General features: G+C 72.8%; 1 protein-coding gene and 1 pseudogene. Both read left to right on the top strand.

The window, feature by feature from the left end; genetic code table 11:
* Positions 1-7,599: pseudogene (locus ACFCX4_RS02180) on the top strand (hypothetical protein); the annotation flags it as partial.
* A 106-nt stretch (positions 7,600-7,705) separates the two neighbouring features.
* A complete protein-coding gene (locus ACFCX4_RS02175; protein ID WP_376138134.1) occupies positions 7,706-9,160 on the top strand; it encodes a hypothetical protein in 1,455 nt (484 codons plus the stop codon).
* Positions 9,161-9,232: the final 72 nt, after the last annotated feature.

The raw sequence follows: 9,232 nt of genomic DNA, 5'->3' as shown, positions 1-9,232 counted from the left end.
CGCCGGGCGGTCGAGGAGAAGCGGCGGGCCGACGACGAGGAGGAGGTCGTCACCCGTCCCGAGGAGGAGGGCGAGGACTCCGACGGCGAGCAGAAGACCCCCGGGCAACTGGAGGAGGAGCGGCGCCGTCTGGAGGAAATCCGCCAGGGGAAGCAGGCCGTGCGGAACGTGGTCGAGGGCTCCGGGCTCCAGGCCGGGGGCGAGAACCTCACGACCACCCAGCTGCCGCCCCACTCCCACGTCGTCGTCCACGACATCGACCCGGGCCCGCAGGTGCCGCAGTCCGTCCTCGAACGCGGGGTGCTCTCCGGCGCGCACATGGTGACCAGCCTCGGAAAGCCGGACACCGTCCTGGTCAGGGAGCTCGGCGCGAAGATCGCCGATGCCCTCCCGGCCGACACGCCGAACCGGGAGTCCTTCGGCCGGGCGCTCGCCGAGAGCGTCTTCAGCGGCACCAGCCTGCGCGCCCTGGTCTCGGCGCTGTCGCGCGGCGACGTCGTGCACATCCCGGTCGGGACCGACGCCCACCAGGGCACCGTCACCCTCCGCGGCGAGGTGGCCGGCCTGGTGCGCCACTCCCAGAAGGCGAAGTTCGAGTACGAGGGCGGCGGCGACCGGGTGGTGACGCTCGGCGAGACCAACGGCACCAACCGGTCGGTCGGCGCCGGCATCCAGGGCCGGGGCGACTTCTTCAAGGTCATGCGGGCGGCGCTGGACGCCTTCGGCCTGAACCGCGACAAGACGCGCTCCGACGAGGTGACGACCAGTTCGAAGTTCTTCTCCCGCGCCAAGACCACCGAGGTCACCGAGGTCTTCCGCGGCAACCTGCTGGTCGACGTCGGCTACCGGCCGAAGGGCGACCGGGAGACCGACGCCCGGCCGCCCCGGCTGGACCCCACCGACGCCGGGCTCCTGACGACGCCGCTGGAGGTGGGCATCCCGGAGCGCGAGACCAGGCCGCCCGCCGCCGCCGACATCCAGAAGAACCTGATCGGCGCGCTCGACCCGGAGCTGCTGCGGCAGACGCGGCTGCACTCCTCGAACATCATGCTGGACGTCCACGTCAAGGGCGCGCCGCAGGTGCGCTCCGCGGCGCGGCAGGTCGCCGGCGCGTCCACGCAGCTGGGGAACCTGGGCGGTCTGCAGACCGACGCCCTGCCGACCCACCGGCAGGCCATGGTGGGCGTGGTCGAGGCCCTGCGGCAGAGCATCCGCGACGAGAAGGAGGTCCACGAGCGGACCCTCCGCGAGCGCACCCCCGAGGAGGACGCCGCCCTCGACGAGGCCGCCCGCCGCACGCGGGCGGACGAGGACAAGGCGGCCGCCGAGCGGATCGCCCGGGCCGAGGAGGCGCTGAAGTTCCACGGGAGCGCCCTGTCGGACCGTCTGGTGGCCGAGTTCGGCTACCGGCGCCTCCAGCAGGACTTCAAGGGCCTGACCAACGGCGAGTCGGTGATCGTCCGGGTGCCCGGCACCGACGTCTGGGCCGAGGTCCGGGCCGGCAGTCTCGAACAGCGCCTGGTGGCGACCACCAAGGACACCGAGTTCAACACCGGCGCCGGCTCGATCGTCACCAGGCTCCGGCGGAAGGTGGTGACCGGCTTCCTTCAGCTCCAGGGCGGCGGCCGGATCGGCAATGACGAGGTGAACGTCAGCACCAGCTTCGGGAAGCGCTGGGGCAAGGACAAGGTCGTCGTCACGGGCCGCACGCTGGAGACGGCGGTCACCACCAAGACCAAGGAGAACGGCGCGGTCCTCGACGGGGACGGCTACCTGGAGGTGGTGATCCACCGGGGCGACGAGCGGCTGGGCGACAGCGTCGAGGTGCCGGTCGGCTTCCGCACCCTGATGCCGCAGTCAGACCTGCTGCTGCACGAGAACCCCGCGGCCGCCGAGCCGGGGCCGCGCCTCCTGCCGGAGTCCGCCGTCATCCGCGACATCGGTCCGCTCGGCGCGCTCCGGGACCAGCTTGAGGCGGCCGGGAAGAAGCAGTACGGCAGCCTCTGGCCGCAGATCCGCACCGAGGTGATGCAGGTCGCCACCCAGCCCTCGCTGGCTTCCAAGCTCGGCGCGATGAGCCGCGGGGACGTGTTCGAGCTGACCGCCTTCGACCGGGACAAGGTGACCGGCGCGTTCGCCGCACTGGCCGACCGCGGCATCAAGGTGACGGTGAGGGCCACGCTGGAGGACACCCGGCTGATCCGCCGGAGCGACGCCGCCGACCTCAGCCGGCAGAACGAGTCCAGTTCCTTCACCACCGAGCAGCGCTACACCAGCAAGTTCGACATCCGGCAGGGCGCCGTCGGCTACGCCCCGGTCCGGGACATGCCGTCCGGCCAGGTCCAGCTCAGCCAGGAGATCAGGGTCCGCGGTGGCGTCCGCTCCGACGCCAACGACAAGCTCTACGCCAACAGCAAGCTGCGGGAGCAGCAGGAGGTCCACAGCGGGACGCTGAAGCTGACCGTGGTCCTTGAGGGCGGCGGACTCGGACGCGAGGAGGTCAACGGGGAGGTCGCCACGCAGTTCAGCGTGAAGGCCCGGGTGCCCGCGCCGGCGACGGACACCCCGACCGTCCTGCCGCGCAACGAGCTGGAGGCCGCCACGGTGGTGTCCTTCAAGCACGAGGAGAACACACCGGGCGGCGACCGGCTCCTCCGGGACGTGCGGCAGGCGCTGGAGGACCGCTTCCAGTGGCGCGGCGGCATCTCCGACACGCTGGAGACCACCCTCCGCGCGGAACTGGGGACGGCCGCGATGCAGGCCAAGCTGTCCCAGCTCACCCGCGGCGGGGTGCTCAAGGTGCCGGTCGCCGGTCCGGGCTGGTCGGCCGAGGTGGTCGTCCGGGCCGCGCTCAGGTCCGCGCCCGTCGTCAAGTACGAGATCAACAACGGCGAGTTCGAGGTCGGCACCCAGAACCGGACCGGCCACGGCGTCATGCGGGACATCCGCGACCGGGTCACCGGCATGCTCGGTCTGACCGGCAGGGTGCAGAAGGAACAGGGCGGCAGCCCCGGCGTGACGCTGACGGGCGACTACTCCTACCGCCACGAGACGTCCACCGGCGGCAACCTGCAGAGCTCCGGCACCACCGTCAACCGGGCGAAGAACGTCTCCACGGCCGTGGTCTCCGACGCCGTGGTCGACTACCGGGTGGAGATCCACGGCTGGACGGGCGGGCTGATCCCCAGCACGACCAGGCTCGGCCCGATCACCATGGAGGCGGAGGTCATCACCCCGAAGCTCGCGGTGCCGGCCGGGGCCGCCGTCCGCGCCGTCCCGGACCGGATCTGGCAGGACCACGTGCTCGGCTCCTCCGACGTGGTCACCAACGTCTTCATGCCCAGCGGCCGGGACACCGGCACGGCGGCGACGGACTTCGGCAAGGCGGTGCTGCGCGGCAGCGGCGATCCGGGGGAGTTCGGCGGGCGCAACGTCGACAAGTGGCTGCACGGGCTGGGCAGGTCCGGCCTGCGCCACAAGCTGTACGACGCGCTCGGCCCGGACAACCTGCACGACCAGCTCAAGGCCATGATGTCCGGGCGCGAGCTGGTGGTGTCGGACGGCGGGGCGACCATCAGGATCGGCGCCTCCGTCAAGCGGCTGGCCCACACCGGGAACACCACGACCACCGAGTTCAACACCGGCACCCAGGTCGAGCACGGCCACTCGGCGGCCGACGGGGCGACCGGCGGCGGCACCGGCTCCAGCCACCAGATCCGCGGCGGCGTCGCGGTCTCGACCGGGATGTTCTACGCGGGCGACACGCTGGCGGTGTCCTCCAGCAACAGCACCCGCGAGACGTGGTCCAACCGCGGCGGCTCCGGCAACACCACCAAGGTCAAGCCCGAGGGCAACGTCTTCACCGGTGAGGCGAACCTGCACTTCTCGGTGGAGTGGCGGGACCTGGTCAGCAGTGAGGGCCGGATGGTCCTGGTCACCAAGCGCGCCTACTTCCGGCGCGACCTGGGCATGGACGTCGTCATCGACGTCGCGGAGACCCGCGAGAACGTGCCCGGCCACCCGGCCGACGCCCCGGACAAGGAGTTCAACGCCGCCACCGCGCCCCGCGGGGCGGACCTGCGCCGGGCGCTGACCGACGAGCTGCCGGTCGTCGAGGAGACCCCGGCCCCGGCCGCCCAGGTCCCGCCCGCGCGGGTGTGGACCCACGGGCTGGTCGACACCGACGTGGTGCGCGCGGCCGGGATGTCCCCGCACGCGCGGCAGCAGCTGACGGCGGGCGCCGAGGCCTTCCTCGGCTCGGGGAACTGGGACCGGATCCGGGGCATGGTGGAGGGGATGATCGACCCGGTGGCGCTCGCCGCCCGGCTCGTCACCCCGCAGACCCCCCACACCGATCACACCCCGGACGGCACCGCGAACCCGGCGCCGGACGGCGGCGCGGTGCCCCCGCGCCCCGGCGAGCCGGTCATCAAGGACGGCCCCGGAAACTCCACCCTGCTGGTGGGGCGGACCGACCTGGCGGGCGACGTCCGGGTGGAGGTCCGGATGAAGGTCAAGGAACTGGAGTTCATCAAGACCGACACCAGGACCGAGTCCAACCCGACCAACACGACCTCGGTCACCGACGGCGTCCGCGCCCAGCGCGCGGTCCGCGTGGCCAACCGCGTCACCGGCGGCGCCGTCAGCCCCGACACGTTCGGGTTCGGCGCAGCGACCCTCCGCGGCGGCATCTACGTCGACACCGCCCTGGAGCACCGCACCGACATCGAGACCGTCGCGGGCGGCCAACTGGTCAACAACGCCAAGATCGCCACCACCACCGCGCGCTACCGGGGCTTCGTCGAGGTCGAGGTGGTCTACCACAAGGACGGCAAGACCCTGCCTCGCCGGGAGCTCATGGCCGTCGAGATCGACATCCCGGTCGCCGACACCGGCAAGGCGGACGTGCCGCACAACGCCTTCCTGCGCTTCAACGAGGCGGCGCAGAACGGCGAACTCCGCCTCCACGGCGCGCCGAAGGAGGCGCTGCCGTCGGTGGCCCGCGCCCTGGGGCTGAACGTCGGCGAGCCGGAGCACCACGCGCAGCTCCTGGGCATCGGCCACGTCGCCCGGAAGCTGCTCCCCGAGTCGCTCAGCGCCTCGGGCCCCCGGGCCGAACGCTGGCTGCAGGGCCTGGACCGGCTGATCGCCCTCGCCGGGAACGGCGAGGCCGGCGCGCCCTTCGACCGCCTCCGCGACGCGGCGGGCCGCCAGTCGGTGCCGCTCGTGGAGCGGCGCCGGCTCCAGGACCTCGTCGAGCTGGCCGGTGCGGACCCCGCCCTGTCGGGCGCGGACCTGAACACCCACTGGGAGAACCTGACCCAGCGGCAGGCGGAGCAGGAGCGGCAGCAGCGGATGCGGGCGCAGCTGGAGCAGGGCGGGCCGCAGCCGGAAGGCGGGCACCCGCTGCTGCCGCCCTCCGAGCGCCGGCCGGACCTGAGCCTGCACCAGCGGACCGTGCCGGACCTCAGGCTGAACGTGGCCGCCGGCAACGCGAGGTCGATGAACGACCTCGTCCAGCAGTTCCTGACGACCGTCCTCCAGGAGGAGGTGATCCGGACGAGGGCCCCCAGGGAGGACGGGGACACCCGGCCGCCGGTGGTCGAGATCACCCTGGACGTGCCGGCGGCCCGGGCCCTGCACGAGGCCCGCGCGCTGGAACAGCGCCTTCGAGAGCTGGCCCCGGGGCTGGAGCACGAGGTGGACGTGGTCATCGTGGCCACCACCACCGCCGTGCCCCGGGCGGACCGGGTCCAGGTCGGCGACGCGGCGGGCGCCGTCAGCTCCTTCCGGATCGGCACCAGGCCGCCGGGCACGGAGGCGAACACGACGGTACGGCGCGATCCGGTGAACGACGGCGGCGTCGAAGAGACGGTGCTGCCGCAGGAGCCGGGTCGGAACTTGGCACAGGACCTGAATCAGGAGGTGAACCTGACGCAGGACCTGAATCAGGAGGTGAACCCGACCCGGGACCTGAGCCAGGAGGTGAACCTGACGCAGGACCTGAATCAGGAGGTGAACCCGACCCGGGACCTGAGCCAGGAGGTGAACCTGACGCAGGACCTGAATCAGGAGGTGAACCCGACCCGGGACCTGAGCCAGGAGGTGAACCTGACGCAGGACCTGAGCCAGGAGGTGAACCCGACCCGGGACCTGAATCAGGAGGTGAACCTGACGCAGGACCTGAGCCAGGAGGTGAACCCGACCCGGGACAACCAGAACGTGAGTACGGAGCCGGGCCTGCTGCCGGGCGCCGTCGCGGGCGGTCCGGTGCTGGACGTGCCGCCGCTGCGGCGCCGCGCCTCCTCGGAGGACCTGACCAACGACACGGCAAGGGACACCACGGGGGACACGGACACGAGGGAGACGGCGAACCACATGTCGCAGGCCCTGCCGTTCGAGTCCTCGTTCTCGGAGCCCGTCGAAACGTTCAACGACGTGCCGGAGGCGCAGGCGAACCACACGTGGCTGTACGGGCCGCGCTCCCGTCGCCAGGTGCCGGAGTTCCCGCCGCTTCAGCTGCGGAACGACGGGTCGGAGGACCTGGCGTCCGAGACGTCGTCCTCGCGGAGCGCGACACCGGATCCGAACCTGAACCCGAACCTGAACCCGAACCCGAACGCCGACGTGTTCACGGCCGGGCCGCTGCCTTCCATGTCGGACTTCTCGCGCCGTTTTCAGCCGGGCCCGGCCGGGACTTCGCGGCGTCCCACCTGGGACGAGGCCTCGGCTTCGAGTTCCTCGTCCCGTCGCGAGTCGTCGGTGGAGGAGCAGCCGGTCCTGCCGGTGGAGGAGGGCGGCGGGCCGCTGAACCCGGAGCCGCCGGCGCAGATGTTGAACCCGGAGCGCCCCGAGACTCCGATGCGCCCGGAGACGCCGGAGCTTGTCGAGCACCTGGACGAGTCCGAGCAGGTCGTGGACCTGGAGCAGCTCCCGCCGGTGCCGGCGGGTCGGCTGACGGACCACGTGTCGGACGCTTCGCTGTCCTCGCGCTCCTCGTTGCGCAGCGACTCCTCGGACGACTCGATGGTGACGGCCACGCCCTGGCAGGTCGACACCACGACGTTCTACCAGCACGACGGCCGGCGGCTGGGCGACGGTTCGGACAACGTGTCGGTCGACTCCGACCTGTTGGATCTGCCGGTGGCGCACGAGCGTGACGGGACGGGGGCGACGTGGCGGACGGCCCGGTTGTACGAGGGTGAGGAGGATCTCTACCAGCACCCGGGCCGGCGGCTGGGTGACGATTCGGACAACGTGTCGGTCGACTCCGACTTCCTGGACTCCGCGAGCGAGTTCTCGGACAGTTCCTGGGTGGAGGTCCAGCCGCCCCCGCCGCCGGTCCAGCCCCCGGTCGTGACCGCGCCGGCCGGGAACGCCCCCGTCGGGAACGCCCCCTCCGGAAGCGTTCCGAACGGGAACTCCCCGGTGGGAAGCACGGCGACCCCGCCGAACACGTCGCGGCCGCTGCCGCCGCTGCCCCCGCAGGAGGCCGGTGGGCCGCCCCGGATCGAGGTGCCGGAGCCGCTGCCGTCCCTGGAGGAGAGCGTTTTCGCCACCCTGACGCTGCTGCACGGCGACGGCGGGGAGGGCGCGTGAACCCTACGGCCGCGCCCGCCCGTAGTGACGGAGTGGGAGCACCCGAAGACCTGTCGGCCGGGTGGTCCCGTCGACAGGGACTGCATCCGAGGCCGGAGGAACTGCGGTGAGCACGAGTACGGGCGGGAACGGGACTCAAGGCGGGGCGGCGGGCATCCAGCTGCCCTCCATGGAGTGGGAGATGGAGGAGGCCGCACCCGCCGGGGCGCCGGCGGCCGTCTCCCCCTCCGGCACGCCCGCGACGGCGGAGGCGCCGACCGAGGTGGTCGCCGTGCCGCAGTACGGGCCGGTCACCCCGGAGGAGCCGGCCGCCGGTCCGGACCACGGTCCGGTGGAGGAGCCGGGTGCGCTGGAGCCCGTCCCGCTCGGGGAGTACCCGGACGGTGCGGACCCCGAGGAGCAGCACGGCCGCCGCAGGTTCAGGCGGCCCGCGCTGGTCGCCGCGGCCACCGCCGGCGTGGTGCTGATGGGCCTGCCGTTCCTGATCACCGACGGCGCCGACGGCTCCAAGGACAAGCGGGGCGACGGCCGCGGGGTGAGCAAGGCGGATCACGGGCTCGTCGACGGTCCGGAGATCGACGACATCCCGGCGCCCGCGCCCACCGACCCGCCGGTGACCGGCGTGCCGAGCCCGGTGCCCACCGACCCGGTCACCGGTGAGCCGGTGCCGGGTGTCGCGCTCACGCCGGGGCCCGAGGGCTCGGCGGCCGTTCCGGCCGTCCCCGTGGTGCCGCCGGGCGGCACCACGGTGAACGCGGGCACCCAGCCGGGGAACGGCTCCGGCGTGGTGGCCAAGGCCCCGGTCGGCGGCACGACGCAGAACGGCGGCCGCACCACGACCCAGCCGCCCGCCGCCGGCCAGCCCCCGGCCGCCAACCAGCCGGCCCAGCCGCCCGCGGCCGCCCAGCCCCCGGCGGCGAACCAGCCCGCTCCGCCGCCCGCGGCGAACCAGCCGGCGCCGCCCGCCACCCAGCAGCCCGCCCCGCCGCCCGCGACCCAGCAGCCCGCCCCGCCGCCGGCCGCCGCCAAGGCGACGTTCAGCGCCTCCGGCGGCAACGGCTGCGGAACCTCCTCCGTCTCCTACGCCCAGCACGGCTACTGGGAGCAGGGAACCACCGGCTGGATCAACAGCTCGACCGGCGGCTACACCGGCTCGGGCTGCAACGGCAAGTACACGTCGATGCCGATGTCCGGTTCGGCGAGTTCGGACGACAAGGACAACGCGGTGGTCTGGACGTTCTCCACCGGGTCGGTCACGACCGGCAAGTGCGAGATCCTCGTCCACGTCCCGAACAACTCCGACACCAAGGTGGTCGGTGCCTCCGCCGCCTACTACACCGTCCAGACCTCCTCCACGCCCAACAGCGGCAAGATCGGCGAGTTCACCGTCAACCAGGTCGCCAACCGGGGCAAGTGGGTGAGCAGCGGCGCGACCTTCCCGGTGAGCGGCGGCAAGATCTCCCTGATGCTGCACTCGCGCGGCGTCGACTGGGGCGGCAGCGCCACCGACAAGGCGCACATCGTGGCCTCCGCCGTCCAGGCCAACTGCACGGCGTCCTGACGCCCGCGGCCACCGCCCGACCCGCGTGACCCCGCGCGATCCCGACGAACGACGAACGACGAAGACCCCCAG

It is taken from the genome of Kitasatospora sp. NPDC056327 (assembly GCF_042261735.1).
In the GTDB taxonomy this organism is placed as follows: Bacteria; Actinomycetota; Actinomycetes; order Streptomycetales; family Streptomycetaceae; genus Kitasatospora.
This window is presented reverse-complemented; position numbering and strand designations above follow the sequence as displayed.